We start from the raw sequence: 25,785 nt of genomic DNA on the forward strand, positions 1-25,785 counted from the left end.
GTCGCGGGGTCGCGGGGTCGCGGGGTCGCGGGGTCGCGGGGTCGCGGGGTCGCGGGGTCGCGGGGTCGCGGGGTCGCGGGGTCGCGGGGTCGCGGGGTCGCGGTGGTGCAGGAAGTCGGATCGGCCGACTTCCTGCGCGGCCGCATGCTTGAGGGTCAACTATGTAGACCGGTCTACTGATTCTTGCTGGGGCGAATCCCCGGGCAAAGCCGAGTATGTAGACCGGTCTACATACTCGGCCTGAGTTCAACGTCCAGGCTCACAGCCGCACGGGCACCCCGTTGGCCGGTGCGGCCGGGTGCCCGGCTACGGTCGCTCGGCCACTTCGCCAGGGGCTTGCCGCCGACCGCCGTCCTGCCAGGGGAAGGGGGCGAGGTCAGGCTCGACCCAGGCGGCCTTCGCCGTCTCGCCGGCCAGGGTCTCCGCACGGTAGAAGCGGGTCGGCAGGTCCTTGTCGAGCAGGGCGGGGTTGCGGTCGGCGAACTCGGTGAACTCCTCGCCCCCGTCCTCGGCGGCGTGGTGGCCGATCAGTTCGACCCAGGCCCGGCTGAGGGTCGCGTGGTACTTCTCGGGCTTCCCCGCATTGCGGGCGGTGCGCTGGATGCCCTCGCTGACCAGGTCGATCGCCGCCGGAACGCCGAACCGCCGCACCGCCAGCCACGTCAGCCGGACGTGTTCCCGGTGGCCGAACCTTCCCGCGGCCGCGGTCACTTCGGTGATCAGGGCATCGAAGTCGGTGGGGTGGGAGGTCATGAGGACACCTCGGTCAGGGCCTGCAGGGCGGCGCGGAGGTGGGCGAGCGCCTCGGCCGGCAGGCCGTCGAGTGCGCGGCGCTCCAGGTCGGTGACGGTCTGGTGGATCGTGGTGGCTGCCACGCGGCCGGAGGCGGTGAGTTCGATGAGTACGGCGCGACGGTCTCCGGGGCGGGTTCCGCGGGTGATGTGGCCGCGTCGTTCCAGGCGGTCCAGGACGCTGGTCAGCGTGGTGGGGCGGGTGCCGACGGCTGCGCCGAGTTCGGAGACGGTCCGGCCCCGGCCGTCGGCGAGGTTGGCGAGCGCGTTGATCTCGGAGGGGGTCAGGTCCAGGTCGACGAGTTCCGCGGCGAGTACTTGCAGGGTGGCGTGGGTGGCCCGCTGCAGTGCTAGCAGGGCCGACCACTCGGATGGCACGGATTCGGATGTCATGGTTTCGGACTATACGATTTCGTAGGGTCTCTCGCAAAACCGAACACCGACGGATCCCGACCGCCCTCGACGCCCCGGAGCTCCCGGCCCCGCCCGCGCAACCAGTAGACCGGTCTATATATTTTCGACTGGAGAGCAAGGGCGAGGCGGTACCCCCGCCAGGAGTAGGAAGCGGGAGTAGGAAGTCGGACGCGCCGACTTCCTACTCCCGCGGGTGAAGCAGCACGGAGCCGCCCCCGCGCACGGCTCAGGCGACGGCCTGGCCGCGCCAGCGGCGGTAGGCGGGTTCCAGGCCGGACAGGATGGTGTCGAAGCGGCGGGAGCTGGTCGTCGAGTCGACCTGGAGGCGGCTGATCTGGAGCGGGTGGTCGGGCAGCCGGGGGCCGAGGCGGTGGTCGGAGAGGAAGCCCAGCCGGTAGCCCAGCTCCTGCAGGACGGTTTCCGCACGCGGGTCGTGGCCGCCGTCGGGGTACGCGAACGCCATCGGCGGCTCGCCCAGCCAGCGGGTGAGGGCCTCGTGCGCGCCGGTGATCTCCGCGCGGACGGTGGCATCGTCGCACCGGCCGAGGCACGGGTGCCCCTGGGTGTGGTTGCCGATGGCGACCCCGCCCTCGCGCAGGGCGAGCAGGTCGGCGGGGGTGAGCTGGTCCTGCCGGGGCGGGCGACGGTCGGCGCTGACCCGCAGCTCCTGCAGACTGCGGCGCCGGTCGGGGTCGGGCATGGCCTTCAGCCGGGGCAGCAGCTGCGACGGGTGCCCGCAGTCCAGCGAGCGGGCCCGCCCGCCGTGCCGGGCGAGGAAGTCCGCCTCGTGCCACCAGAACGGTTTCTCCGTCCCGATCAGTTCGGAGATCACGAACGCGGCGGCCGGGATGCCCCGGTCGTTGAGTGCGGGCAGGGCGTGGGTGAGGACGCTGCGGTCGGCATCGTCGAAGGTGATCAGCACGCTGCGCGCCGGCAGCGGGCGTCGTTCCGCGACGGCCTGCTCGACGGCAGCCAGCGAGACGGGGGTGGCGAGTCTTCGAAGCCGGTCCAACTGGGCGCCGAAGGAGCTCGGGTCGGTCACACCGTGGTAGGCGAGCACGGCCAGCCGCTGCGCCGCGCGGGCCCGGAACAACGGCTGGACGGGGGCGAAGCGCAGCCAGTTGCCCCGCCCGTCGGAGCGACAGGAGGGGGGTTGCGCGGCGTGCCGCCCGGCGGCGCGCTGGTCAAAGGGGGTCGGCTGGTCGAAGGCGGTGGGCTGGTCGACCGCGCCCGGCCGGGGCGCCAGGGCGGACGGGCCGGATTGGGTGGATGGGGCCGTCGGGTTCGGCGGGGCGACCAGGGCCGTCGGCCCGGTCGGAGCCGTCGGGGCCTGTTGCGGCGCCGCCCGGGTCGACTGGCCTGGCCGAGTCGGCTGGGACTGGGTCGGCTGCGGCTGGGGCGAATGGGGCTGGGGCGAATGGGGCTGGGGCAAATGGGGCTGGGGCAAATGGGGCTGGGGCAAATGGGGCTGGGGCGAATGCGGCTGGGACGGATAGGACGGATACGTCGGCTGGCGCACCGCGGACAGGCCGCCTCCGGCGGCAGTGCCCACGGTGCCGCCGGGGATGGCGGGCATGGCGCTGGCGGCCGAACCCCTGGCGCTGGCCTTGCCGGCCCTGGCCGGGGTGGTGCCGGCCAGGGCGGCCGTGAAGGTCGACGTCGTGGACTGGGACTGCGGCACGGTTCCCCCTCGGTCGCCGATGCGGCGTGGCGGTACCGTCGGAGGACGGAGCCCGGCCTCCGACACCAGGGGGCGGCGGCTCCGCCCCCTGGGCTCTCCGGTCTGCGGCGGGGACTCCCAACCCGCGCCACGGACGGCTCCTGGATCGCTCAATGTAGTGGAGACCCACACGCCGCGTAGATGGTTGTACCGGACCGTCGAGGATTTTTCGCGAACCTGGAACCGACCTTAATCGGCCCGGGATTGGGCGGTATTCGGGCGCCCCGGGATGCTCCGCGTGTGCGCCCGGTGTGCGAACGAACGTCCCGGTATCCCACCGCCCCGGTTGCTCAGCGTGACCACCTGTTTCCCGTTCCGGGCGGGCTGCCTCCGGAGCTCTCCGGGGGTACCTTGGGTCTCATGGCAGACGCGGAACGTGATCATCTCCACCCGCACGGTGCGACCCGGATGGCGCGCGTGTGGAGTGGCGGCGCGCTGGTCACCCACCAGCTCCCGCTGGCAGCAGTAGGCCTGGCCTGTCTCGCGGTGGGCATCGTGGTCGCCGTGGAGGTGCCGGACAGTGACGGCCCGGCCTGGGCGATGGCGGTCGCCGGCTGCCTCGCGGCGGGCGTGCTGCTGCTCGGTCGGATCGCGTTCGCGCTGCTGCGCTACCGGCGCGGCGCCACGCTCTGACCTTCGGCGGTGCGGGACCGGCAGCCCTGCGGCTTGGGTGCAAGCCGTGCGCGGGGGAGAGCCCGCCGCGGTGGTGAAGAGCGACGCGCCACCTGAACAGTCGGTCGAGCTCAACCGGTCAGATCTGCCGGTTTTCGGTCCAGCTGTTTAATCCTTCTCGCTTCTTTCACAATTCCGGGCCATCAACCCCACAGTTCCCCTTACTGTGAATTCCGTTCGCCGCGCCAACTATTGCGGACAAATGGCCACTTGACGGCACCGGGGAGGGCGCCGCAGAGGCAGACGCAGAGGGGGATCGATGACCGGCACCGCCGTGCCCGCGTCAGCCGACACCAGCGGTGGCACCGGCAACACCGGCGTCACCCGAACCGCCGAGGCAGGCGGCGGAATCCGCGCCCAGGTCAAACGCCGGCCGCCGGCAGAACCCCGCACACCGCCGCTGCGGCTGCGCGGACCCGACGGCCGCCCGCTGCGCGTCGCCCACCTCACCACGGTCGACACGAGCCTGCACTTCCTCCTCGCGACCGAGCTCAAGGTCGACCTGGAGGCCGGCTTCGACACCTACGGCATCAGCGCACCCGGCCCCTACGTCGACCAGCTCACCGCCATCGGCGTCCGCCACGAACCGCTGCACCACCTCACCCGCGCCTGGCAGCCGCGGGCCGACGCCGCAGCCGCCCGCGAACTGCTGGCCGTACTCGACCGGCTGCGCCCCGACGTCCTGCACACCCACGACCCCAAGACCGGGGTGCTCGGCCGCGTGCTCGGCCGCCTCGCCCACGTGCCGGTCGTCGTCAACACCTGCCACGGCCTCCGGACGCAGGCTCACGACGGGTTCGCCAAGAGGGCGTTCGTCCTCGGCGCCGAGGCCTTCGCGGCCCGTTTCTCGCACGCCGAGCTGTACCAGAACGCCGAAGACCGGCGGACCCTCGCCCGCGCCGTTCCGGCCCGCCGCTCACGGGTCGTCGGCAACGGCGTCGACCTCACCCGCTTCGCCACCGACCCCGGCGACCGCGCCCGCACCCGCGCCCGGCTGCGCGCCGAGCTCGGCGTCGGCCCGGAGGAGCTGCTGGTCGGCGGCGTCGGACGGCGGGTCGCCGAGAAGGGCATCGGCGGGTACGCCGAGGCGGCCCGTTCCCTGGCCGGCAAGGCCCGGTTCGTCTGGATCGGCCCGGACGACCCCGACAAGCCCGACAAACCTGGCGCGCACGGCGCCGAGTCCGGCGTCGAATCCGGCATCGAGTTCCTCGGCGCCCGGTCCGACATGCCCGCCGTGTACGCGGCCCTCGACGTCTTCGTCCTCCCCTCCTACCGGGAGCGGTTCTCCCGCTCCGGCATGGAGGCCGCGGCCGGCGGCCTCCCGATGGTGCTCAGCGACATCCGGGGCTGCCGGGAGATCGGCACCCACGACGAGCACCTCCTCCTGACCCCGCCCGGTGACGCCCGGGCCCTCACCAGCGCGCTGGACCGGCTCCTCACCGAGCCCGGCCTGCGCGAACGGCTCGGCGCCGCAGCCCGGCACCGTGCCAGGGCGCACTTCGACCAGCGCGCCGTGGCACGGGTCTCGCTGGAGACCTACGCGGCCGTCGCCCGCGCCAAGGGACTGCCCTGGACGGTGGACTGAGCCGGCCCGCACCCACCCACCGTCTTCAGGGGGAAGGGCCGTCATGAAGCGAGGGGGGACCTCGCGGTCACCGCCCTGACCGGGATCGTCGCGATTCCGCTGGGGTTGCTGGTCGCTCTCACCGTCAAGGTGCTGCTGCGCCCCGGCGGTGCCACCGCCGCCGGCGGGGCGCAACCCCGGCTTCCCGGAACCCACCGAGTCGGCTGGACGGCCTCGGGGCGGTGCCGGCCACCCTGGTCCACCCCCGGGCGATCGTCGGGCCCGAGACGGTGCTCGGCCCCGGCTGCCTGGTGATGGGCGGCGCCTACGTGTCCGGCGGCGTGCGGCTCGGCGCGGTCCTGCTCGGCGACGGTGCCACCGCCGACAGCAACGCCGTCGTGCTCCAGGGCCGCAGGATCGGCGCGAACGCCTTCGTCGGCGCCGCCGTGGTGATCAGGGACGTGCCGCCGGGCGAGGTGGTCGTCGGATCGCCGGCCGGGCCGCTGCGCAAGGGGCCACCTGGATAGGCTCGGGGCATGGCAATCCCCCCGTTCCTCGCTGAACTCCGGTCCCTCGTCGGCACCCGACCGCTCTGGCTGAGCTCCGTCGTCGCCGCCGTCTTCGACGACGAGGGCCGGGTCCTGCTCGCCCAACGCACCGACGACGGCCGCTGGGCGCTGCCCGGGGGCATCCTCGACCCCGCGGAGCAGCCCGCCGACGGCGCGGTCCGCGAGTGCCTGGAGGAGACCGGCGTCATCGCCGTTCCGGAACTGCTCGCCTCCGTCGACGTCTCGCCCGAGGTGGTCTACCGCAACGGCGACGTGACGCAGTACCTGAACCTCACCTTCCGCTGCCGTGCGGTGGGTGGCGAGGCCAAGGTCAACGACGACGAGTCGCTCGCGGTCGGCTGGTACGCCCTGGACGCGCTGCCGCCGATGACCGAGTCCGAGCACCAGCGCCTGCGGCAGGCCCTGGAGTGCCGTGGCCCGGCCGCCTTCGAGTGGGAGGGCAAGGAACGGCCGTGACCGGCGCCCGCCGGGAGGGAGGCCGCTGAACGCGCCCCGCGGGCGGTCGGAGCGTGCCGAACCACTCCGCGGTCCGCTCCAACCCCTCGCGCAGCGGCACCGGCCTGACGTCCGGAAACAGCGCGCGCAGGCGGGAGTTGTCGGCTTGGGAGTCCCGGACGTCGCTGGGCCGGGCGCCGGCGTCGGTGTGGGCCACCTCGACCGGGTGGCCGAGCACCGACTCCAGCTCGCCGGCCGGCTCCAGGAGTGTGGTGCGGGTCCCGAAGGCCAGGTTCGCCGGGTCGGCGTGCACCACCCGGCGCAGCACCGCCTCGGCGAGGATCTGTGTGACGGCACCGACGTAGGTGAAGTCCCGGCTCCCCGTGCACGGTCAGCGGGCGGCCTCCAGCACCTCCAGTGGGCCGGTGGCGTTGGCGTGGTTACTGACCGGCGGATCGGCCACCGATCGCGGGACGGAGGGCAGTGCGGCCGGGTGGACCACCGCGTCGGCACCCCTGAACGCCTCGTCCAGCAGGGCGGGTTCGAGGCTGCCGCCCTCGTACAGCACGGCGTCGGTACCGGCCGGATCGGCCTTGCTGCCGGTCGACAGGTTGTCCACGACCCGGACCTGGGCCACCTCGGGACGGGCCGGCAGGGTCCGGACCAGGTTGGCTCCGATGAATCCGGCTCTGCCGGTGACGACCACGCGCATGGCTGAGGCTCCCCTCCGACCACCCGGCCCGCTCGACCGGCCCTGCGCTGATGGTAGCCGGACGGTCACCCCCCGTGGGGTGGAACGGTGATACCGGGACGCTCGGCCGCACAGGTCCAGGTCGGCAGTGCCAGGCCGGCAGGTCCAGGCCGGCAGCGCCGGGCCGGGAGGCGGGTGCGGGGTGGCACCGGGCCTCGGGAACAGGGTGTCGGGGCCGGGCCCGGTGCCCGGTCAGTCCTTGCGCTGCCGGTAGGCCTCCTCGGCGGCGTCCAGCACCGCCGCGAGGTCGCCGCCGGCCGTCGCGGTTGCGACCGCGGCCACCGCGCCCTCCACGAACGGGGCGTCGGCGAACCGGACCGGGAACGGCAGGCCGTGCTCGTCCGCGGCGGCGAGCAGGGCGCGCACGGTGCCCACGGCGCCGCCCAGGTCCGCCAGCACCACCACCCCGTGGCCCTGGTCGACCCGGCGGGTGGCGGCGGCGACCAGTACCGCGCTGATGCCGGGCCCGGACACCAGGTCGCCGCCGGTTCCGACGACGGGGGCGGGGGAGTCGGAGCCGGCCAGCGCGAGGGCCAGGGCCCGGACGGCGGCGGCGAGTTCCCTGCTGTGCGAGACCAGGACGATCCCGACCCGTCCGTGCGCGGGCGGCCGTCCCGGCGCGGGCCGGGGCAGCGGGGTGCGGGCGGGCGGGGTGCGGGGCGCCGGAGGGTGGGCCGAGGGGGCCTCGGAGATGGGGATGACATCGGCGCGAGTGCCGTCCCGGCGGCTCATCGGCTGCTCCTGGGGGCGATGGGTGGGGGCCTTCCACACTCTGGCAGCTGTCCGCCGCCCCACGGCGCGGGACACGACCGGCCCGGCGCTTTGGGGCCGGACAGGACCTGGCACAGCCGGACGGCCTGCGGGGGCGGGTGGCGGGGACCGGTCCCCGGTCGGAGGAGTCCTCGGCAACCCGCTGAACTCGGCGACGGGGGTGGCTAGGCTGGCCTCCGACAAGCCGTCGGGAGGAGACCGGATAGTGGCAGCCAACATCGGGACTGACGTGGAGACGGCCGGCGCGGCGCAGGAACTCGCGCCGAGCGGGAAGCCGAGGGTGGACTTCACCGGAGCGACCTGGCTGTGCAGCAGCCAGGGTATCGGGGATGTCCAGATCGCCTTCGTGGACGGCTACATCGGGATGCGGGACGGCCGCCAGGAGGACGGTCCGGTCCTGGTGTTCACGCCCGGCGAGTGGCGGGCCTTCGTGCTCGGCGCGCGGGACGGCGAGTTCGACCTCACCTGAGTCGGGATTCGAGCGGGCCCCTTCGCCGGGGCCCGCTTCCGTACGACCCGCCCCGCCCGAGCCATTTGCCCGATTCGCACAGTCTGCTTCGCACAGTCTGCCCGACCCGTGCCGGCGTTCCCGATCCGTAGGGATCCCCTCCGGGCGGGTTTGACGATGCCGGGCGGACTCGCGAAAGGGTGCTCCGGTCAGCGCCTTGGGGCAGCGCAGCGGCTTCAGTCCTGCCCATTGGTGCAGACCTGACGGGCCGCCGAACCCCCGTCAAACCCCCGGACACCACCCCGCAGGTCACGTTTCCCTACCCGCCAGGTCACAGATCATCGCTTGAGCGTGCCCCGTCATAATTTCTGTTGACTGTTAGACAAACGCAGCTCAGAGTATGAGCACAGGCAGACGCCGTGCCCACCGCCCCCACGCGGCCAGACACGGCGCCTGCTGTGTGGCCCGGCAGCGCTAGCCAGGCCTGCCTCCCAGTCATCCCCTGCGCACCGGGGTGCGTCGGCCGGTCCCGGCCCACAAGGGGCCGGCAGTCGCCGGGAGGCTGGCACCGACGCCGAGAGCGACTCGACGGCGGAACCGGGTGCTCGGGACCCGCACGCCCCCACGCGGCGGCGTCCCGAGCAGATCCGCGGGAGCGACGGGCCGGGGCCCCGCGGACCTTGCTTGTGTGACATGGAAATGTTGGCTTGTGTGCTGTGCTGTGTGCGACGACGAAGCTGGGTGCTCGGCGGATCGGCACGACAATGTGCACAGTGAGGGATACGCGTGTAGGGCCGCGTTGCGACATGCCGTCCCCCCGGAGGGTGAAACCCAGAACGGCTGTCGTGCTGAACCGAACGTAGCCCGGACGGTTGCTCAGAGTCAACATTGGTCTCTGAGCGTGGATCTCCGTCCGGCGCCCCACCCACCCCGCGAAGGCGGTGTGCCGGGCACGTACGATGTTCCCATGTCTTTTCTCCGCCGTCGCTCCGGACAGCCCGCCGGCCCGGACTTCGACGTGCTCGCGATGGACCCGGGCGACTGGCCCGGCGACTTCGGTGCGGCCATGATGACCGGCCCGGACGGCTCCTGCCAGGGTATTTTCCTGCGCTACGACCTGTTCGGGGGCAGAGGCCCGGCGATGTTCATCGGCAACCTCCCCGAGGGCTCGCCCGCCAGGGAGACCGGGGACGAGGTGCCCTTCGAGGTCCGGCAGCTGCTCGCGGCGCTGGAGAACGAAGAACCGGTCGAGTTCGTCTCGGTCGAGGACTTCCCCGTGATGCTCGGCGACGACCTGCTGATCGTGAAGAAGGTCAAGGTCAGCGAGGGTCGGGTGTTCTGCTCCCAGTTCGGGCGCAGCGACGGCGTCCAGGTCACCATCGCCTCCTGGGACCGGCCGATTTCGGACGACCTCTACCAGTTGCTCAAGCCGCTCCCGGCGGACATGTTCCAGCAGGGCTGAACCCGGCGGGACGGGTGCGTCGGCCCGGTCGGGCCGGGGCCCGCTCCCCGGGCGCTGCTTGACGGTTTCGATCACCGCTTCGTACAGTCGCGAACATGTCGTGCCGTCTCCCGCTGCTGACCCGCCGCAGCTATCTGGACCTGCGGCGCACCGCCAGCGCGGCGTGTCCGGGCCACTGAGGGGGATTCGTCCCCGAGGCGGCGGGTGGTCGGCCGAGCGGCCGGCGCCGATCCGGGGGCGGGTATTGCGCTGACCCCCGGGGCCGCCAACCGGTATTGCGCGCCCGTCCGGCGTGCCGCCCGCAGTTGCCGAGCCCACGCTGCCGCCCGGAGGCACCAGCACCATGATCAGCACCGCGACCACCAGCACCGGCGACCAGTCGCCGCTCGCCGCAGCCCTCGCCGGACTGCCCCGGGTCGTCGACCTGCTCGCCGCCCGCGCGGAGGAGCACGACCGGGACGCGACCTTCCCGTACCAGGGCATCGAGGCGGTGCACGAGGCCGGACTGCTCACCCTGACGGTCGCCCAGCGGTATGGCGGACCGGGCGGCACGCTCGCCGACGTCGTGCGGGTCCTCGCCCAACTCGGGCGCGGGGACGCCTCGGTGGCCGTGGTCACGGCGTTCACCCTGCTCCAGCACGCCGAGCAGGCCCGGACCGCCACCTGGCCGACGGCCGGCTACCGGCGGCTGCTCACCGAGTCCCGGCGCGGCCCGGCGCTGGTCAACACCCTGCGCGCGGAGCCCGGCGGCCAGGGCGGCGGCGCCCACGGCGCCGGTGGACCGCCGGCCACGGTGGCCCGGTGGGAGGGCGACGGCTGGCTGCTCAGCGGCCGCAAGACGTACTGTGCCGGCGCCGAGGCGCTGGCCTGGATGGCCGTCACCGCGCGGACCGACGAGCCGGTACCGCGGATCGGCACCTTCCTGGTGCGCGGCGAGAGTGAGGGCATCGAGGTCGACCCGACCTGGGACCAGCTCGGCCTGCGGGCCAGCGCCAGCCACGACGTGGTGCTGGACGCTGTCCGGGTACCGGCCGACCTCGCGCTCGGCCTGACCGCGCCGAAGGCCTCCGCGGCACCCGGCCCCGGCCGGGCCGCCACCGCCGAACTCACCCGCGCCTGGCACGATCTGGCGCTCTCCGCCGTCGCCCTCGGGGTCGCCCGCTCCGCCCAGGACTGGCTGGTCCGCTTCCTCAACCAGCGCACTCCGGCCAATCTGACCGAGCCGCTCGGCAGCCTGCCCCGCTACCGCGGCGCCCTGGGCGAGATCGAGGCCCAGTTGATCGGCGCCGAGGAACTGGTCAACGGCCTGGCCCCCCGGGTCGACCTGGCCGAGCCGGACGCCGTGGCCCGGACCGGCCCCGCCCACCTGCTGGCCACCCGCGCCGCGATAGCGGCCGTGCAGCAGGCGGTTTCGCTGACCGGCAACCCGGGGCTGAGCCGGCGTCACCCGCTGGAGCGCTACCTGCGCGACGTGCTCAGCAGCCGGGTGCACCTCGCCCCGGACGAGGCCGTCCTGGACGCCGCCGGGCGGGCCGCCCTGGAGCGCGGCGGCCCGCGGCCGTAGCCCCGACCCGGGCAGGGCGCCGAGCGGCCGCCCTGAGCGCCCGACTTCAGGGTCCTGTCCTCAGGTTCAGAGCCTCAGGGCCTGTCCTCAGGCCCTGAGGCTCTGAACCAACCTGACGTCAGGCCCCGACCTCAGCGGGTGCCGACCGCGGCCCGGACGGCCCGGCGGGCCAGCGCGGCGTCGTCGTACAGCCGGCGGATCATGATCCGCTGCTCCTCGCCGGCGCCCGGCACGTCGTACAGCCGGATCTCCCGCATCAGCACCAGCACCAGGTTGACCAGGAACGCGTCCCGGGCCAGCGTGCCGCCGCTCTGGGCGAGTTGGCTGATCTGGCGGCGGGCCGCGGTGTCCCCGGAGAGCACGCTCCAGAGCACCGCGAGGTCGTAGCCCGGCAGGTACCAGCCGGCCTGCTCCCAGTCCACCAGCACCGGCCCGGAGGGCGCCAGCAGCATGTTGCTGAGCAGCGCGTCGCCGTGGCAGAGCTGGAGCGGGGTGTGGGTCAGGCCGTGCAGCAGGCCGCGCAGGTCGCCGGCGTCCCGGTCGGTGAGCTGGCCCACCGAGTGGTACCGGGCCACCTCCAACTGGTAGTCCAGCCGTGGCTGGAAGACGTCGGTCGGCGGCCGCCACAGGTTGAGCGTGCGGACGGCGGTGAGCAGCGCCCTGACCTCGCCGGGGGTGGGCGAGTTGACGGGGTGGCGCTCGCGGGCGGCCGGCCGGCCGGGCACGCGCTCCATGACGAGCACGCAGCGGTCGTGGTCGGCCGCGACCAGCCGGGGCAGCCGCACCGGCGGGCGGTGCCGGACGAAGGCGCGGTAGACCGCGACCTCGTGGTGGAAGTCCGCCACCAGCTGCTCGAAGTGCTCACCGCGCACCGCCTGCGGGGAAAGGCACTTGGCGACCACCGGGGCACGTCCGATGGTGCCCGCCACCAGGATGTGGCGGCTCCCCTCGCGCAGCACCTGGCGCGGGGTGAACGCGGGGCATATCCGCGCGACGCCCGCGAGGGCGGCCCGCACCGTCGGCGTCTGCAGGGCGGCCGGGTCGATCCGCTCGGGACCGCCGGGCTGGCCCGGGCGGTGCGGCGGGCGCAGTGCCCGGCCGTCGCCGGGACGCGCGAAGGGGGGCCGGGGGGCGGTGGCCGGGGAGGCCTCGGGGGTGCGCAGTCCCAGCGCCGCACGGCCGGCCTGGCCCCGCGCGTCCGTGGACCGGCCGTCGGCACCGCGCGGGGCCGCGGGGCGGCTCGGCGGCACCTGCTTCGGGCCGGGACGGCCGGTGGCTGCGGTGGGGGGGCGCAGCGCGGTGCGGGTCGCGGTCGGCGTGGGGGTGGTCGCTGAGGAGTACATGGGGTGAGGGAGGTCCCTTCCTGTCCGTCGGCGGGTGGGCCCCGCGGTGCGGGGAGGCCGGTGCCGTGTGCTTCCTGGCGTGACGGCGGCCCTTTCCCGGTGCGATGGGTGGAGCGCGGGCGCCGGGCACGGACGCGGGGCCGAAGCCCCTGCGGCAGTGGGCCGGCCGCCCGCACCCTGGGGAATGCGGTCGACCGGTGCTGCCGTGGCCGTGCCCGGCGCCCCCGCGCCACCCGGCCGCGCCACCCCCTCGGGTGAGGACCGGGGACGCCCTGTGACACGGACGGGGGAGGACCCCGGACCCGGCGTTGGGCGCCTCCGACCCGAGGGGCGAGGTGGCGCACCTCTACATGACACCCGGACGGCACTGGTTAGTAATGTGGCGGACCCTGGCGAAGCCTGGCGAATGCTCGCCTGGCACATGACGGAGCCTCTAGCCTCGAACCAGCCGAGGAACCTGGGGGCTTCACGTGAGCAGGGGACCCAACACCCGACTCGCCGACCTGTTCGTCCTGACCGGATGGTCGAAGGGCGAGCTCGCGCGGCTGGTCAACCGCCGGGGTGCCGCGATGGGACAGCAGCAGTTGTCCACCGACACCTCGAGGGTACGGCGCTGGATCGAGCAGGGGGAGATCCCGCGCGATCCGGTGCCGAGGGTGTTGGCAGCCGTGTTCACGGAGCGGCTCGGCCGTGTCGTCACCACTGAGGACCTCGGTCTGGAACGACACCGGCCCACCAGGTCCGGAGCGGCGCAGTCCGCAGCAGTGCCATGGGAGCCGGATCGAACGGCCGCGGTCCTCACCGAGTTCACGGGAATGGACCTCATGCTCAACCGACGTGGATTGGTGGGCGCGGGCGCCGCGCTCACGGCCGGGGCGGTCATCGCCGACTCCCTGAAGGGCTGGCTGGGCGGGGACGCGGTCGCGTACGCGGCCTCGGCCCCCGGCCCCCGGCAGGTCGTCACCCAGGGCGGTGCGCGGCCGGTGGTGGATGTGTACGACGCGGGCCCGGTCGGGCTCGAGGAGGTGGAGGCGCTGGAGCGCTCGGTCCAGGTCTTCCGGGCCTGGGACGCGGCGCGCGGCGGCGGCCTGCAGCGCAAGGCGGTCGTCGGCCAGCTCAACGAGGTGGGCGGACTGCTGACGCACCGCCACAACCAGGTGGTGGAGCAGCGGCTGTGGCTGGTCGCCGCCAACCTGGCGGTGCTGGCCGGGTGGATGTCGCACGACGTGGGCCTGGAGCCGACGGCGCAGAAGTACTTCATGATCGCCGCGGAGTCGGCCAAGGAGGCCGGCGACCGGCCGCGGGCCGGCGAGGCGATCTCCCGGGCCGCCCGGCAGATGGTCCACCTCGGCCGGGCCGACGACGCGCTCGACCTGATGTCGGCGGCCAGGGCGAGCGGCGGCCAGGTGCTGCCCAGAACGCGGGCGATGCTGAACACCGTGGAGGCCTGGGCGCACGCCTCGATCGGGCACTCGCAGGACACCTGGAGGCTGCTCGGCGAGGCCGAGGAGCTGTTCGCCGAGGACATGCCCGAGCCGCCGCCGTCCTGGATGCAGGTGTTCGACGAGGCCGAGCTGCGCGGGATGCAGGCGCTGGTGCTGCGCACGCTCTCCGAGCACGACCAGTCGGCCGCCCCGCAGGCCCGTCGGCACGCCGAGCGGGTGATCAAGCTGCGCGAGGGCACCGGGCAGTTGCGCTCGGCGCTGTTCGACCGGCTCACGCTGGCCTCGGTCCACTGGATCACCGGCGAGCCGGACGCGGCCGAGTTCCAGGCCAAGATGGTGATGAACCTGATCGGCCAGAACTCCTCGCACCGGACCTGGGACCGGCTGCGGGAGATGTACCGGCTGACCGCCCGCTACCGGGGCCTGCCGGTGGTGGACGAGCTCCGGGCCGAGCTGGGCCGGGAGCTGCGGACGGCGGACGCCAAGAACCGGCCGAAGCTGGCCTGATCCCCGGCCGGGCTTCGGGCCGGGCTTCGGGCCCGGGGCGTGGGCGGAGCGTCGACCCGGGTGCGGCCGGGCAGGGCGCGACCGGGGCAGGGCGATTCCGGACGGGAGCACGCTCGGGCTTCGGGCGGGCCGGCTTCGGGTGGACGGGCGTCGGGTGGAGCGGCGTCGTGCGGGCCGGCGTCGGCCGGAGCGGGTCCGGTCAGGCCGGGCGAAGCATCATCCGCAGCGCGGTGACGGTGCCGTCCAGGCCGACCACCGGCTCGCCCGCGCACTCGACGGCGCCGTGTCCGCCGCCGGGCCGCCGGACCAGGACGGTGCCGACCGCGCAGCGTCCGTGCACCAGGGCGTCGGTCATCATCCGGCGCAGCAGCGGCCGGTCGGCCTCGTCGAGCCGGTCGGGCAGTCGGTCGAGGCTGAGCGGGGCCTGCCCGGGGTCGCACCCGAGCAGCCGGAACGCCTCCGCCGACCACCGGATGTCGTCGGTCAGCAGGTCCCACTCGGCCGAGCCGACGCCGGGACCGGGCGGCGTCTGTGCGGTGCCGTCCGTCGTGCTGCCCACGCTGCCGTCCGTCGCGTCGTCCACCGGGCCGGTCGCCGTGGCGGCCGGTTCGCCTGCCGGTTCGTCCGTCGGGCCGCCTACCGTGGCGGCGCCCGGCGGACGGGCGGCGGGGCTGGGAGGGCTCATAGCATATCCATCGGGCCGGGGGCGGGGCGGGGTGGTGGAACGACTGTCGCACAGCCGCGTCCCCCCGGTGGGGGATTCGCCGAGATCCCGGCAAAATTCCTCCGGCATATGCCAGTGCGGTACGGGGGTCCATTGCCCTGTGTGCGGCGGGGCGTCCCAGGCGGTAACCTTCGGTGATTCCGGCGCCCGGGCGCCCACCGCAGTACCGACCAGAGACCCCGGCGACGGAAATCCCGTTGCCACTACGACCGCCGCAACGGATGCTGACCTCATGTTCGAGCCAGTGATAGCACCTAGTGCCAGCCTCCTAGGCCTCCTTCAGCGAGGCCGCGGTGACGGGCAGCTCCATGCGCTGGCCGCCGACCGCACCGAAGCCATTGCCGCGCTGCAGGAGTGCGTCACCAGGGATCCGCGAGCCGACTGGCAGGTCGAGAACCGCTCCCTCTACTACGCGCGCCTCTACATGGAGTTGGAGGCGCCGCTCGGCGGCATCGAGGACCACCTGCACGACCCGGAGGACCTCCTCGACGACGACGAGGGCCGGACGGGCCTCGCGCTGTCCGTCCTGGGCCACCTCGCCGCGTACGGCCGGCGCGACGCGCTGCTGATGCTGCGCGAGTACGCCGCCACCGGTACCAACTGGGCCTGGGCCCTGGACGAGCTGGCGCTGCGCGACGACGACCGCGGCCTGCTGCTGCTCGGCACCGCGGTGCTGGACCGGTTCGCACCCGGCCCCGAGGGCGACGCCGAGCTGCGCGAGGTCATCCGCGGCGCGTACGAGCCCAGGCCCTGGCGGCTCTGGGCCGCGTACCACCCGAGGGTCGCGGCCGCGAGCGAGCAGTCCCCCTTCGACGTCTGGCAGCGCCAGCTGAACCGCAGCGGCGCCACCCCTGGCTGGTCCACCGCCGACGTGCTGGTCTGGGCCGACCAGGGCGACCTCGGCGGACTGACCGCCGGCGCCTTCACCCGGCAGCCCGACCGCCCCGAGTCGACCCGTGGGTCCGACGGTGATCCCGCCGGCCCCGATGCCGGCGACCGCCGGGCGGCCGCGGCCGCCCGCTGCCTGGCCGCCGTGGTCCGCCCCGAGGACCGTCCCGCCGTGCTGGAGGCCGCCGGCGGCGGTCTGCCCGGCGCGCGGCGGGCCGCCCTGCGCTACCTGGTCGACCAGCAGGACCCGGCTGCCGCCGCGCTGATCGAGGCCGCCGCCGCCGATGTCGACGACCGGATCGTGCGCACCGCCCTGGAACTGCTCGGCCGGATGCGCGGCCCCGAGGCCCTCGCCCACGCCCGCCGCTGGGCCGACCCGGCCACCGGCGGCGCCGACAGCGCCCTGGGGGAGGCCGCCGTCCAGTTGCTGGCCGATGCCGGCGAGGCCTGCGACGCGCCCCTGGTGGTCGACGGACTGCGCCGCTGGGTCTCGGTGCGCGGGGTCTCCGGCACCGGGCTCGGGTCGCTGGTCGACGGCGCGGGGCGGCTGGCCGCCGCCGGAGCCGTCCCCGTCCTGCGCCACATCTACGGCGAGGCCGCCTCGTCCGAGCTGCGCGGCCGTGCGGCCCGCGCGCTCGCCGCGACCGACGTGCACTTCCCCGAGGGCCCGGCCGTCGAGTGCCTCTGGGACTGCGAGGAGGCCACCCGGGAGCTCGCCGCCCGGCATGTCGCCACCACCGGCGACGCCCGCGTGCTGGAGCGCCTGCGCCGCCTCGCCGCCGACCCGGCCGAGGAGGCCGAGGTCCACGCCGCCGTCCGCGGCCGCCTGACCGCCGCCCGCGAGCGCGGACGCTAGGCGGCAGGCCGTCGGCTCGATACGACGAACGGCCCGGGCGCTTCTGCGCCCGGGCCGTTCTCCTGCCGCGCCGGATCGTGCCAGTGTCAGTGCCGCTGTCAGTGCCGTTGCCGCTGCTGCTGGGTCGGCTTCGCTGTGCCGGTCCGGTTTCGGTGTGCCGGTCCGGTTTCGGTGTCGTCGTCCTGCGGACCGGGCCCGGCGTTCTGCAATGCCGTTCCAGTTCTCGCGCTACTTGACCACGCCGGCGTCGGGGCTGAGCGTGCCGACGCTCACCAGGACGATGATCAGGATGCCGAGCAGCACGCGGTAGACCACGAACGGCATGAAGCTGTTGTTCGAGATGTACTTCAGGAACCAGGCGATCGCGGCGTAACCGACCACGAAGGCGATCAGGGTGGCCAGGACGGTCGGGCCCCAGGCGGGCGCCGGGCCCTCGCCGATCTTGAAGAGTTCCAGCAGGCCCGAGGCCAGCACCGCCGGGATGGCGAGCAGGAACGAGTAGCGGGCCGCCGCCTCGCGGCTGTAGCCGAGCAGCAGGCCCGCGCTGATGGTGCCGCCGGAGCGTGACACGCCCGGGATGAGCGCCAGCGCCTGGGCGAGGCCGTATCCGGCCGCGTGCGGCAGGGTCAGGTCGGTGATCGGCTTGGCGTGCCGGACCGCCCGGGTGCGGTCGGCCACCGCGAGGATCAGGCCGAAGACGATCAGCGTGGTGCCGATGATCCGCAGGTCGCGGAGGTTGGTCTCGATGGAGTCCTGGAACAGCTTGCCCAGGATGCCGATCGGCAGGGTGCCCATGATCACGAACCAGCCCATCCGGGCGTCCTGGTGCGAGCGCAGCGCCGGACGGAACAGCGAGAGCGTCCAGGTCTTCACGATCGAGGCGATGTCACGGCGGAAGTAGATCAGCACCGCGGACTCGGTGCCGAGCTGGGTCACGGCGGTGAACGCCGCACCAGGGTCGTCCCAGCCCAGCAGGGCCGAGAAGACCCGCAGGTGGGCGCTGGAGGAGATCGGCAGGAACTCGGTGAGACCCTGGATCAGGCCGAGGACGGCCCCGTGGAACCATTCGATCACCGGACACCCGCCCGGGGTATCCGTCGCTCGGTGCGCATCAGTGGTCCTTGCTGGTCGGTGCGGGAGCATGCCGACGGCATGCCCGGGGCACATGCCGATGGCATGCGAACCGCCGGTCCCGCCCGGCGCACAGGCCGCGCGCAGGCCCGGCGCGCGCGCCATGGTACGCGGTGAAGGTGACGACTCTCCGCGCCGCCCCCACCGCCCCGGCGTCGCCGCCCCCACGGCCCCCGCATTGCGGCGCCCGTCGCCCCCCGCGTCGCGGCCCCGGGCGGTCAGCCCGTCGCGAGCGCGCGGACCCAGGTGCGGTCCTCCGTCAGATACGCGTCCACGGCCAGCCCGGCGTCCGCAAGGGCCTGCTCGAACTGGGCCGTGTCGAGCGGCCGGGAGCGGAAGGTGTGGGTCCAGCGCGCGTCCGGGAACTCGAACTCGATCAGGACGGCGTGCACGCCCGGTTCCACCGGGGTGTCCGACACCACGCGGGACATGCCGTCCCGGCCGATCCGGCGCTCGCGGGGCACGTTGTCGTGGTAGTCCGCGCCCTCGCGCTGGATCAGCACGCAGCCGCCGTCGGCGACGTGGCGGCGGCAGGTGTCCAGGAGGCCCCGGCGGACGGCCAGGTCGCCCGCGTGCACCAGGAAGGACCCGAGCAGGACGACGTCGAAGCGCTCGCCGAGGTCCAGCTGCTCGATCGGGCTGCGGACCGTCCGGGTGCCGCGGACCCGGGCCAGCATCTCGGGTGACTCGTCCACCGCCGTGACCTGGAACCCGCGTTCCGTCAAGGGATGTGTCACCCGGCCCACCCCGCAGCCGAGTTCGAGGATGCGGGCGCCGGCGGGTGCGGCCCGGGCGATCACGTCCGGTTCGTCGCCCACCGGTAGTCGTTCCCAGAGCTCGACGGCGCAGCCGTCCGGGGTGATCGCCCCCGGTCCCGTTCCGTCGTAGCCCTTGCGTCGCTCAAGGCTCATGCCGTCCATCGGAACACGGGCGGGCGCCTTCGGGAAGGGGGCCTTCGGCGGGAGGCCGGGCGAGGGGGAGGGTGAGGGGGAAGGCGGGAGGGAGGGTGCGGCGGGATTCGGGGGGAGTCGAAGCTGGCCTGGATACCCCCAGGGGGTATATGTTGAGCATCGAAGCGCCGAGGGAACCGGCGCCGGAGAGCACGCGGAGGACGACATGGCACAGCCTGCGCACCACGAGCACCACAAGCACCACGAGCACGAGAACCGCCCGGGAGGGCAGGCCGCACACGGTGGGCACGAGGTCCAGGGCGGGCGCGACGCGCACGCCGGGCACGGCGCCCACCAGGGGGTCGCGGCCGGGTCGGGCTGGCGGACCGCCGCGCAGGCCACCCTGCACTGCCTCACCGGCTGCGCCATCGGCGAGATCCTCGGGATGGTCCTCGGTACCGCCTTCGGCCTGCACAACGGTGCGACCGTGGCGCTCTCGGTCCTGCTGGCCTTCGTCTTCGGCTACGCGCTGACCATGCGCGGCGTCCTGCGGGCCGGCCTGGACGTCCGCGCGGCGGTCAAGGTGGCGCTGGCCGCGGACACCGTCTCGATCCTGGTCATGGAGCTGATCGACAACACCGTGATGGTCACCGTCCCGGGTGCGATGGACGCCGGCCTCGGTGACGTGCTGTTCTGGTTCGCCCTGGCGGGTTCGCTGGCCCTCGCCTTCCTCCTGACCGTCCCGGTCAACCGGTGGATGATCGCCCGCGGTCGCGGCCATGCGGTCGTCCACGCCCACCACCAGCACTGAGTGCCCTGCGCCGGGTGCGCCTCGCAGTCGCGGCCCGTGCCGACCGTTCGCCAGGTCGGTACGGGCCGCGGTCGTGTGCGGGCGGGGTGGGCTGCCGGGTGGCCGCGGCCTACTGCCGCGCGTCCTCCAGGTCTGCCAGGGTCTCGCGCAGCCAGGCCAGTTCGGTGTCGGTGGTCGCTCGGGCGATCAGCAGCATGCCGCGTCGGAACGGGTCCGCGAACTCCTCCGCGCCGACCGGCCGGTCGCCGTCGTAGAAGAAGCTGGCCGGCTCGCCGAGGAACGCGAGCCGGCGCCGGAGGACGACGGCCTGCTCGGCGGGGTCGGCCAGGTGGCGCAGGAAGCTGAGCACGGTGAACCAGCGGTTCTCGTCGCTGATGTCCAGGGGCTCCGGCGCGCGCAGGCGGTCGAGGAGTGCTGCCCGGCCTGCCTCGGTGAGGTGGAGGGTGTGCCGCGGCGCCGCCGCCGTCCCCGGCTCGGTCTCGCGCACCAGCAGGCCTGCGGCCTCCAGCCGCTTGATCGCCGGGTAGAGCGTGCCGTCGCTGATCGGTCGGACGTGGCCGGTGAGTGCGGCGAGGTGTCTCCGCAGCTCGTAGCCGTGCAGCGGCCGGTCGTGGAGGAACCCGAGGATCGCGAGTTTCAGCATGGGACCACTCTCTCAGACGCGCTGAGATATATCGATACCGCTATACCTCGATGCCGAGGTATGGTCACACCGAGCGTCCCGGGGTTCGCCGTCGGGCGTTCGTCGTCGAGTGTTTCCGAACCGCGTTCCCGCGTCCGAGCAAGGAGCAATGCCATGCGAGAAGCCCCCGTCACCCCGAACGGCGACCGGATCCGCTGGGTGGAGATCCCCGGTGCCGGGCCGGTCCGGCTGTACCTGCACGGTCTCGGCGCCAGCTCGCCCGTCTACTTCGCCGCCGCCGCCGTCCACCCGCTGCTCGCCGGGCATCGCTCGCTCCTGCTCGACCTGCTGGGCTTCGGCATCAGCGACCGGCCCGCCGACTTCTCGTACACCCTGGAGGCCCACGCCGATGCGGTGGCGACCGCCCTGGACGCCGCCGGTGTGACGGATGTCGAGGTCGTCGCGCACAGCATGGGCGGCGCGGTCGCGATCGTGCTGGCCCACCGGCACCCGCACCTGGTCTCCCGGCTCGTCCTGGTGGACTCCAACCTCGACCCGATCACCCCCACCCGCAGCCCGGGCAGCAGCGGGATCGCCACCTTCACCGAGGAGGAGTTCCTGGGCGGGGGCATGCAGGAGGTGGGGCAATGGGTCGGGCCGTTCTGGTGGTCCACCATGCGGCTGGCCGGTCCCGAGGCGCTCTACCGCACCGCCGTCCACGGGACCCGCGGCACCGTCCCGACGCTGCGCGAGATGCTGATCGGCCTGGACCTCCCGCGTGCGTTCCTCTACCCCGAGGTCGACGGTGAGTTCCCGGGCGGGGACCGCCTGCGGGAGGCGGGCGTGGTCGTGACGGCGATTCCGGACGCCGGTCACAACGTGATGTTCGACAACCCGGACGCCTTTGCAAAGGCTTCCGCCGAGGCGCTGGGCAGCCGCTGACGCAATGTGCCGGGGTGGCATGTCGTGCCGGTCCGGCGCAATGTGCCACCCCGCGCGTCCGGGTGCAGTGCCGTGCCGGTCCGGCACGTCATGCCAGGGCGGCACGGCGGGCGCGGCCGGCACGTTGTGCAGGTGACTGCCGCCCGGGTGGCAGTTCGTGCCGCTCTGGCGCGTTGCGCCGTACCGGCATGGTGTGCCACATCGTCGCGGCCCGGCTGACGGCACGTCGTGCCACCCCGGCACGACGTGCCGCATCAGCGGACCGGGTCGTACCCGCACGTCGTGCCACCCCGCCCGAGGGCACCCGTCGAAGCCCGACCCGCCAGTAGGAGCCGCCGCCCATGACGAACGTCGCCTCCGCGCCGCCGCCCGAGCCGCCCCTGGTCCCGGAAGCCCTGGCGGCGTCGCTGGCCGACTCCCTCGGTGAGGTCGGCCGGGCCTGGGCGGCCGGCCTCCCGCTGCTCACCGAGGAGCTGATGGACCGCTGGGCGCTGCGTCCGGACGGTTCGCCCGCCCACGGCATGGTCGCGCTGGTGCTCCCCGTGCTGCGGGCGGACGGCACACCCGCTGTCCTCAAGCTCCAGCCGGTGGACGAGGAGACGGCGGGCGAGCCCACCGCCCTGCGCACCTGGGACGGCCGGAGCGCCGTCCGGCTGCTCGACCAGGACCAGGTGTCCGGTGCGATGCTGCTCGAACGCCTGGACCCGGACCGTTCACTGCTCGCCGTACCGGACGGCACCGCCGCGCTGCGCATCCTCGCCGAGCTGCTGGCTGACCTGACGGCCCACCCGGCGCCGCCCGGTCTGCGCCGGCTGTCCGACCTCGCCGACGAACTGCTGGGCGATACCCCGGAGGGGCTTGCCGAGCTCGCCGACCCGGCCGACCGCCGCCTGCTCGCCGACTGCGCGGCCGCCCTCCGGGAGGTGCGGGGCGAGCCCGGCGACCGCCTCCTGCACTGGGACCTGCACTACGGCAACGTGCTCGCCCCGCCCGGCCCCGACCCCCGCGCGCCCTGGCTCGCCATCGACCCGAAGCCGCTCGCCGGGGATCCGGCCTTCGAACTCCTCCCGGCCCTTCGCAACCGCTGGAGCGACCTCGCCGCCACCGGCGACGTCCCGCGGGCGCTGCGCCACCGCTTCGACCTGATGACCGACACCCTCGTCCTCGACCGTTCCCGCGCCACCGCGTGGACCCTGGCCCGGGTCCTGCAGAACGCCCTGTGGGACATCGAGGACGGCACACCCGCCATCGACCCGGCCCAACGCGTCCTCGCCGAGGCCCTGTTGGCCCGGTGAGCCGGCCACTCCCGGGGCCCGACACGAATCCGCCCGCCCTGTGACCCCCCACCCTGCGATCCGCCTGCCCCGCCATCTGCGAGCCCCGGTATCTGCCCGTGATGGCATCCGCCCGCCGTAGGATCCGCCCCATCGGGTGTCGAGACGAAGGAGCGGGGAATGGCTGCCGAGCGGTGCGAGCGCTGCGACATGCTCTGGTGCGACTGTCCGGCCGACGGTTCCGTTCCCCGCGCCGATCACCGCCGGAACACCCTCGGCGCGGCCTGGGCGGGCTGGCCGGAGGGCGCGGCGGTCATCGTCTCGAACACGGGCTACGCCCACCGCCGGGGCTGCTCGCACCTCACGGAGAGCACGTTGACGGCGCCTCAGTTCGGCTGGGTGACCGTGCCGGTCTCCGGCCACCACATCACGGAGGAGCAGCCGCTGCGCGCCACCGCGGGCAACACCGCCCGGGTGGCGACCAGGCCCTGTCCGACCTGCTTCGAGTAGCGGCGGGGCCCGGGTGCCGCACAGCGGCCCGGGGCGACTCCTACGGCTCGGCGTGACTCCTACCGGCTCGGAAGACCCGGCCGTCCCGGAAGACCCGGCCGTTCCGGAGGGCCGGGCCGTTCCGGAGGGCCGGGCCTCCCCGGGAGCAGGACGAAGCGGACCGGGGTGCCCGGGCGGGCCTGGGCGGCGCCGGCCAGGTCGGCCGGGGGGACGACGCCGACGACGGGGTAGCCGCCGGTGGTGGGGTGGTCGGCGAGGAACACGACCGGCCGACCGTCCGGTGGGATCTGGACCGCGCCCAGCACCATGCCCTCGCTGGGGAGTTCGCCGCCCCGGGCCCGGGTGACGGACGGGCCCTCGGTCCTGAGCGCGATCCGGTTGCTGGCCGGGGCGACCCGGTAGTGCTCGCGGGCCAGCCAGGCCACCGACTGCGGTTCGAACCAGTCCGCGCGCGGGCCGAGGCACAGGCGCAGCACCAGCTCGGCCGGGTGCGCGGGCAGCGGCACCTGGTCGGGCAGCGGCCGGTACGAGGGGGGCGGTCCGACCGGCAGTCGGTCGCCGGCGGCCAGCGGGGCGGGGCCGAGGCCGGACAGCAGGTCGGCCGAGCGGCTGCCGAGCACCGGTGGGACGGCGATCCCGCCCGCCACCGCCAGGTAGCCGCGCACCCCGTGGGTGGCGGCGCCGACCTCGACCACCGCGCCGGCCGGGACGGCGACGGCCGTACCCCAGGCCGCGGCCCGCCCGTCCACCAGGACCGGGGCCGCCGCGCCGGTGACGGCGACGAGGACCGGGCCGAGTGCGCGAAGGGCGACCCCGCCGAGGGTGGTCTCCAGCCCGGCCGCGTCCGGGTCGTTGCCCACCAGCCGGTTGGCGGCGCGCAGGGCGGGCTCGTCCAGCGCGCCCGCCCGGGGTACCCCGAGGTGGGCGACGCCCCGCCGCCCGAGGTCCTGAACGGTCGTCAACGGGCCCGGCCGGACGACCTCCAGCTCCGTCACGCCCTTCACCGGGCGCCCTCGCCGTGCCTGGTCAACGTGTCCCCTCCCCGCCGCCGGCCGCGCCCTGGGCTCGGCCACGGCCGCCGTGCACGGCCGTGACACGTGCGGCGGTGACACGTGCCGCGGTGTCGCGCTCGGCCGTGAACCGTACCCGCACGCCCGGCGCCAGCAGCGCGGCCGGGTCGCGACCGGAGTCCCAGAGCGCCAGCGACGTCCGCCCGAGCAGCTGCCAGCCGCCGGGCGAGGAACGCGGGTACACCCCGGTGTACGGGCCGGCCAGGGCGACCGAGCCGGTCGGGACGGAGCTGCGCGGAGTGTCGCGACGCGGCACCCAGTACCGCTCGGGCAGACCGGTGAGGTAGCCGAAACCGGGGGCGAAGCCGCAGAACGCGACCTCGTACTCGGCCTCGGTGTGGATCCGGACCGCCGCCTCCGCGGAGACGCCCCATCGGGCCGCCACCTCGGCGAGGTCGGCGCCGTCGTAGACGGTGGGGACGTCGAGCAGCGGGCCGGGGGCGCCGGTCGACGCGGTGGGCCGGGGGCCGCGCACCAGGGCGGCCAGCGCGGGGAGGTCGGCGACGCCGTCCAGCAGCACGGTCCGCGCCGCGGGGACGATCTCCTCGACCTCGGGCAGCGCGCCCGCCGCCTGCTGCTCGCGCAGCCAGCCGTACAGGGCGCTCACCTCGGCCGTACCGCCGACCTCGACCAGCAGGGCCCGGTCGCCGACGTGCCGGATCTCCGGGGGGTCCGGCTGCCCCGAGGCGCCCGGCGCGCCGTCCGGTGCCCCGCCACGGCCGCCGACGGCCCCGGCCCCGCCCGGCGAGCCCTGTGCCGTTCCGTCCGCCACCGACCCGCCCTGCGCCGCCTTCTCCGGTACCGTCACGTGAAGGCCTCCACCCGCACCCCCGCCGAGGCGAGGGCGCCGCGCACCCGCCAGGCGAGCTGGGCGGCGCCGGGGGTGTCGCCGTGCACGCACAGGGAGCGCGCCTCGACGGCGATCGACTCGCCGCCGACGGCCTCCACGACGCCGTCCCGGGCGATGCCGACCGCGCGGGTGATCACCGCTTCCGGGTCGTGCACCACCGCGTCCGGGTCGCGGCGGGGTACCAGGGTGCCGGCCCAGGTGTAGGCGCGGTCGGCGAAGGCCTCGGCGACCACCGGCAGCCCGACGCCGTCGGCGACGGCCAGCAGGCGGGAGCCGGGCAGGCCGAGCACCGGCAGCGGGCCGTCGCAGACCGCCCCGGCCCGCAGCACGCCCGCGACCACCGCCTCGGCCTGGTCGGAGTCGGCCACCACGCGGTTGTAGAGGGCGCCGTGCGGCTTGACGTAGGAGACGCGGGAGCCGGCCGCGCGGGCGAAGACCTGGAGGGCGCCGATCTGGTAGGCGATCTCGTCGGCCAGTTCCTCCGGGGGGACGTCCATCGCGCGCCGGCCGAAGCCGGCCAGGTCGCGGTAGGAGACCTGGGCGCCGATCCGGACCCCGCGCTCGGCGGCGAGTGCGCAGACCCGGCGCATCGTCGAAGGGTCCCCGGCGTGGAAGCCGCAGGCGACGTTGGCGCTGGTCACCACGGAGAGCAGGGCCTCGTCGTCGGTCAGCGTCCACCGCCCGAACCCCTCACCGAGGTCCGCATTGAGATCGATCACCGCATCGGCCACGCCCGTCCGCCTCCCAGCAGCTGTTGAGCC

General features: G+C 74.5%; 26 protein-coding genes. 13 read left to right on the plus strand and 13 right to left on the minus strand.

Annotated elements, in window-relative coordinates; all coding sequences use genetic code 11:
- Nucleotides 1-306: 306 nt before the first annotated feature.
- The 3 genes from ACFVVX_RS32810 to ACFVVX_RS32820 all read right to left on the minus strand — a co-directional run bounded on the left by ACFVVX_RS32810 (nucleotide 307) and on the right by ACFVVX_RS32820 (nucleotide 2,298).
- Complete coding sequence (locus ACFVVX_RS32810; RefSeq protein ID WP_387951016.1) at nucleotides 307-753, minus strand: hypothetical protein; 447 nt, start codon at nucleotides 751-753, stop codon at nucleotides 307-309.
- A complete protein-coding gene (locus ACFVVX_RS32815) occupies nucleotides 750-1,184 on the minus strand; it encodes a MarR family winged helix-turn-helix transcriptional regulator (RefSeq protein WP_387951018.1) in 435 nt (144 codons plus the stop codon). The genes ACFVVX_RS32810 and ACFVVX_RS32815 overlap by 4 nt, the downstream gene beginning before the upstream one ends.
- Before the next feature lie 247 nt (nucleotides 1,185-1,431).
- Complete coding sequence (locus tag ACFVVX_RS32820; protein WP_387951019.1) at nucleotides 1,432-2,298, minus strand: polysaccharide deacetylase family protein; 867 nt, start codon at nucleotides 2,296-2,298, stop codon at nucleotides 1,432-1,434.
- Nucleotides 2,299-3,285: 987 nt separating this feature from the next.
- Here ACFVVX_RS32820 and ACFVVX_RS32825 point away from each other — a divergent pair.
- From ACFVVX_RS32825 to ACFVVX_RS32840, 4 genes are all read left to right on the plus strand, one after another.
- The gene (locus tag ACFVVX_RS32825) at nucleotides 3,286-3,558 is read left to right on the plus strand and encodes a hypothetical protein (protein ID WP_387951021.1); all 273 of its coding nucleotides are present in this window, start codon (nucleotides 3,286-3,288) and stop codon (nucleotides 3,556-3,558) included.
- A gap of 298 nt (nucleotides 3,559-3,856) precedes the next feature.
- Complete coding sequence (locus ACFVVX_RS32830; protein ID WP_387951023.1) at nucleotides 3,857-5,182, plus strand: glycosyltransferase; 1,326 nt, start codon at nucleotides 3,857-3,859, stop codon at nucleotides 5,180-5,182.
- Between the two features lie 221 nt (nucleotides 5,183-5,403).
- Nucleotides 5,404-5,688 carry a hypothetical protein gene (locus ACFVVX_RS32835; protein ID WP_387951024.1) on the plus strand — a complete coding sequence of 95 codons (285 nt, stop codon included), beginning with the start codon at nucleotides 5,404-5,406 and terminating at the stop codon, nucleotides 5,686-5,688.
- 9 nt (nucleotides 5,689-5,697) lie between these two features.
- The gene (locus tag ACFVVX_RS32840; protein ID WP_387951026.1) at nucleotides 5,698-6,186 is read left to right on the plus strand and encodes an NUDIX domain-containing protein; all 489 of its coding nucleotides are present in this window, start codon (nucleotides 5,698-5,700) and stop codon (nucleotides 6,184-6,186) included.
- Between the two features lie 370 nt (nucleotides 6,187-6,556).
- Here ACFVVX_RS32840 and ACFVVX_RS32845 read toward each other — a convergent pair whose 3' ends face one another.
- Both ACFVVX_RS32845 and ACFVVX_RS32850 read right to left on the minus strand, forming a co-directional pair.
- Nucleotides 6,557-6,877 (minus strand): NAD-dependent epimerase/dehydratase family protein, encoded by a 321-nt coding sequence (locus tag ACFVVX_RS32845; protein ID WP_387951028.1) that lies wholly within the window; start codon nucleotides 6,875-6,877, stop codon nucleotides 6,557-6,559.
- 231 nt (nucleotides 6,878-7,108) lie between these two features.
- Nucleotides 7,109-7,648: a PTS-dependent dihydroxyacetone kinase phosphotransferase subunit DhaM gene (locus ACFVVX_RS32850; RefSeq protein WP_387951029.1), complete on the minus strand. Its 540-nt coding sequence runs from the start codon at nucleotides 7,646-7,648 to the stop codon at nucleotides 7,109-7,111.
- Nucleotides 7,649-7,916: 268 nt separating this feature from the next.
- Between ACFVVX_RS32850 and ACFVVX_RS32855 the strand changes: the two genes are divergently transcribed.
- The 3 genes from ACFVVX_RS32855 (at nucleotide 7,917) to ACFVVX_RS32865 (ending at nucleotide 11,161) form a co-directional block, all read left to right on the plus strand.
- On the plus strand, nucleotides 7,917-8,156 hold the full coding sequence (locus ACFVVX_RS32855) for a DUF397 domain-containing protein (protein WP_387951096.1): 240 nt from the start codon (nucleotides 7,917-7,919) through the stop codon (nucleotides 8,154-8,156).
- A 946-nt stretch (nucleotides 8,157-9,102) separates the two neighbouring features.
- Entirely contained in the window at nucleotides 9,103-9,597 is a 495-nt protein-coding gene (locus ACFVVX_RS32860) for a hypothetical protein (RefSeq protein ID WP_387951031.1), read from the plus strand.
- A gap of 343 nt (nucleotides 9,598-9,940) precedes the next feature.
- The gene (locus ACFVVX_RS32865) at nucleotides 9,941-11,161 is read left to right on the plus strand and encodes an acyl-CoA dehydrogenase family protein (protein ID WP_387951033.1); all 1,221 of its coding nucleotides are present in this window, start codon (nucleotides 9,941-9,943) and stop codon (nucleotides 11,159-11,161) included.
- A gap of 131 nt (nucleotides 11,162-11,292) precedes the next feature.
- On the opposite strand, the gene ACFVVX_RS32870 is transcribed toward ACFVVX_RS32865, so the two are convergent.
- A complete protein-coding gene (locus ACFVVX_RS32870) occupies nucleotides 11,293-12,504 on the minus strand; it encodes a phosphotransferase (protein WP_387951035.1) in 1,212 nt (403 codons plus the stop codon).
- A 470-nt stretch (nucleotides 12,505-12,974) separates the two neighbouring features.
- Between ACFVVX_RS32870 and ACFVVX_RS32875 the strand changes: the two genes are divergently transcribed.
- Nucleotides 12,975-14,456 carry a hypothetical protein gene (locus ACFVVX_RS32875; protein WP_387951037.1) on the plus strand — a complete coding sequence of 494 codons (1,482 nt, stop codon included), beginning with the start codon at nucleotides 12,975-12,977 and terminating at the stop codon, nucleotides 14,454-14,456.
- Nucleotides 14,457-14,655: 199 nt separating this feature from the next.
- Here the strand turns inward: ACFVVX_RS32875 and ACFVVX_RS32880 are convergent, their stop codons facing one another.
- Entirely contained in the window at nucleotides 14,656-15,141 is a 486-nt protein-coding gene (locus tag ACFVVX_RS32880) for a hypothetical protein (protein ID WP_387951039.1), read from the minus strand.
- A 271-nt stretch (nucleotides 15,142-15,412) separates the two neighbouring features.
- On the opposite strand from ACFVVX_RS32880, the gene ACFVVX_RS32885 reads away from it, so the two are divergent.
- Nucleotides 15,413-16,924, plus strand: coding sequence for a HEAT repeat domain-containing protein (locus ACFVVX_RS32885; protein ID WP_387951040.1), 1,512 nt, complete (start codon nucleotides 15,413-15,415; stop codon nucleotides 16,922-16,924).
- A gap of 228 nt (nucleotides 16,925-17,152) precedes the next feature.
- Here ACFVVX_RS32885 and ACFVVX_RS32890 read toward each other — a convergent pair whose 3' ends face one another.
- Both ACFVVX_RS32890 and ACFVVX_RS32895 read right to left on the minus strand, forming a co-directional pair.
- Nucleotides 17,153-17,995 (minus strand): undecaprenyl-diphosphate phosphatase, encoded by an 843-nt coding sequence (locus tag ACFVVX_RS32890; protein WP_387951098.1) that lies wholly within the window; start codon nucleotides 17,993-17,995, stop codon nucleotides 17,153-17,155.
- A 278-nt stretch (nucleotides 17,996-18,273) separates the two neighbouring features.
- The gene (locus ACFVVX_RS32895; protein WP_387951041.1) at nucleotides 18,274-18,966 is read right to left on the minus strand and encodes a class I SAM-dependent methyltransferase; all 693 of its coding nucleotides are present in this window, start codon (nucleotides 18,964-18,966) and stop codon (nucleotides 18,274-18,276) included.
- Between the two features lie 205 nt (nucleotides 18,967-19,171).
- Here ACFVVX_RS32895 and ACFVVX_RS32900 point away from each other — a divergent pair, with 205 nt between their 5' ends.
- Complete coding sequence (locus ACFVVX_RS32900; protein ID WP_387951043.1) at nucleotides 19,172-19,756, plus strand: DUF4396 domain-containing protein; 585 nt, start codon at nucleotides 19,172-19,174, stop codon at nucleotides 19,754-19,756.
- A gap of 109 nt (nucleotides 19,757-19,865) precedes the next feature.
- On the opposite strand, the gene ACFVVX_RS32905 is transcribed toward ACFVVX_RS32900, so the two are convergent.
- Nucleotides 19,866-20,399: a PadR family transcriptional regulator gene (locus ACFVVX_RS32905; protein ID WP_387951045.1), complete on the minus strand. Its 534-nt coding sequence runs from the start codon at nucleotides 20,397-20,399 to the stop codon at nucleotides 19,866-19,868.
- A 153-nt stretch (nucleotides 20,400-20,552) separates the two neighbouring features.
- Between ACFVVX_RS32905 and ACFVVX_RS32910 the strand changes: the two genes are divergently transcribed.
- The 3 genes from ACFVVX_RS32910 to ACFVVX_RS32920 all read left to right on the plus strand — a co-directional run bounded on the left by ACFVVX_RS32910 (nucleotide 20,553) and on the right by ACFVVX_RS32920 (nucleotide 23,104).
- Nucleotides 20,553-21,320, plus strand: a complete 768-nt coding sequence (locus ACFVVX_RS32910; protein ID WP_387951047.1) for an alpha/beta fold hydrolase — start codon at nucleotides 20,553-20,555, stop codon at nucleotides 21,318-21,320.
- A gap of 341 nt (nucleotides 21,321-21,661) precedes the next feature.
- Nucleotides 21,662-22,615 (plus strand): aminoglycoside phosphotransferase family protein, encoded by a 954-nt coding sequence (locus ACFVVX_RS32915; RefSeq protein ID WP_387951049.1) that lies wholly within the window; start codon nucleotides 21,662-21,664, stop codon nucleotides 22,613-22,615.
- A 159-nt stretch (nucleotides 22,616-22,774) separates the two neighbouring features.
- On the plus strand, nucleotides 22,775-23,104 hold the full coding sequence (locus tag ACFVVX_RS32920; RefSeq protein ID WP_387951050.1) for a hypothetical protein: 330 nt from the start codon (nucleotides 22,775-22,777) through the stop codon (nucleotides 23,102-23,104).
- 59 nt (nucleotides 23,105-23,163) lie between these two features.
- Here the strand turns inward: ACFVVX_RS32920 and ACFVVX_RS32925 are convergent, their stop codons facing one another.
- From ACFVVX_RS32925 to ACFVVX_RS32935, 3 genes are all read right to left on the minus strand, one after another.
- A complete protein-coding gene (locus ACFVVX_RS32925) occupies nucleotides 23,164-24,099 on the minus strand; it encodes a biotin-dependent carboxyltransferase family protein (protein ID WP_387951052.1) in 936 nt (311 codons plus the stop codon).
- 31 nt (nucleotides 24,100-24,130) lie between these two features.
- The gene (locus ACFVVX_RS32930) at nucleotides 24,131-24,835 is read right to left on the minus strand and encodes an allophanate hydrolase subunit 1 (protein WP_387951100.1); all 705 of its coding nucleotides are present in this window, start codon (nucleotides 24,833-24,835) and stop codon (nucleotides 24,131-24,133) included.
- A 143-nt stretch (nucleotides 24,836-24,978) separates the two neighbouring features.
- Nucleotides 24,979-25,755, minus strand: a complete 777-nt coding sequence (locus ACFVVX_RS32935) for a LamB/YcsF family protein (RefSeq protein WP_387951054.1) — start codon at nucleotides 25,753-25,755, stop codon at nucleotides 24,979-24,981.
- Nucleotides 25,756-25,785 lie beyond the last annotated feature (30 nt).

The organism is Kitasatospora sp. NPDC058170, assembly GCF_042883905.1.
Classification (GTDB): domain Bacteria; phylum Actinomycetota; class Actinomycetes; order Streptomycetales; family Streptomycetaceae; genus Kitasatospora.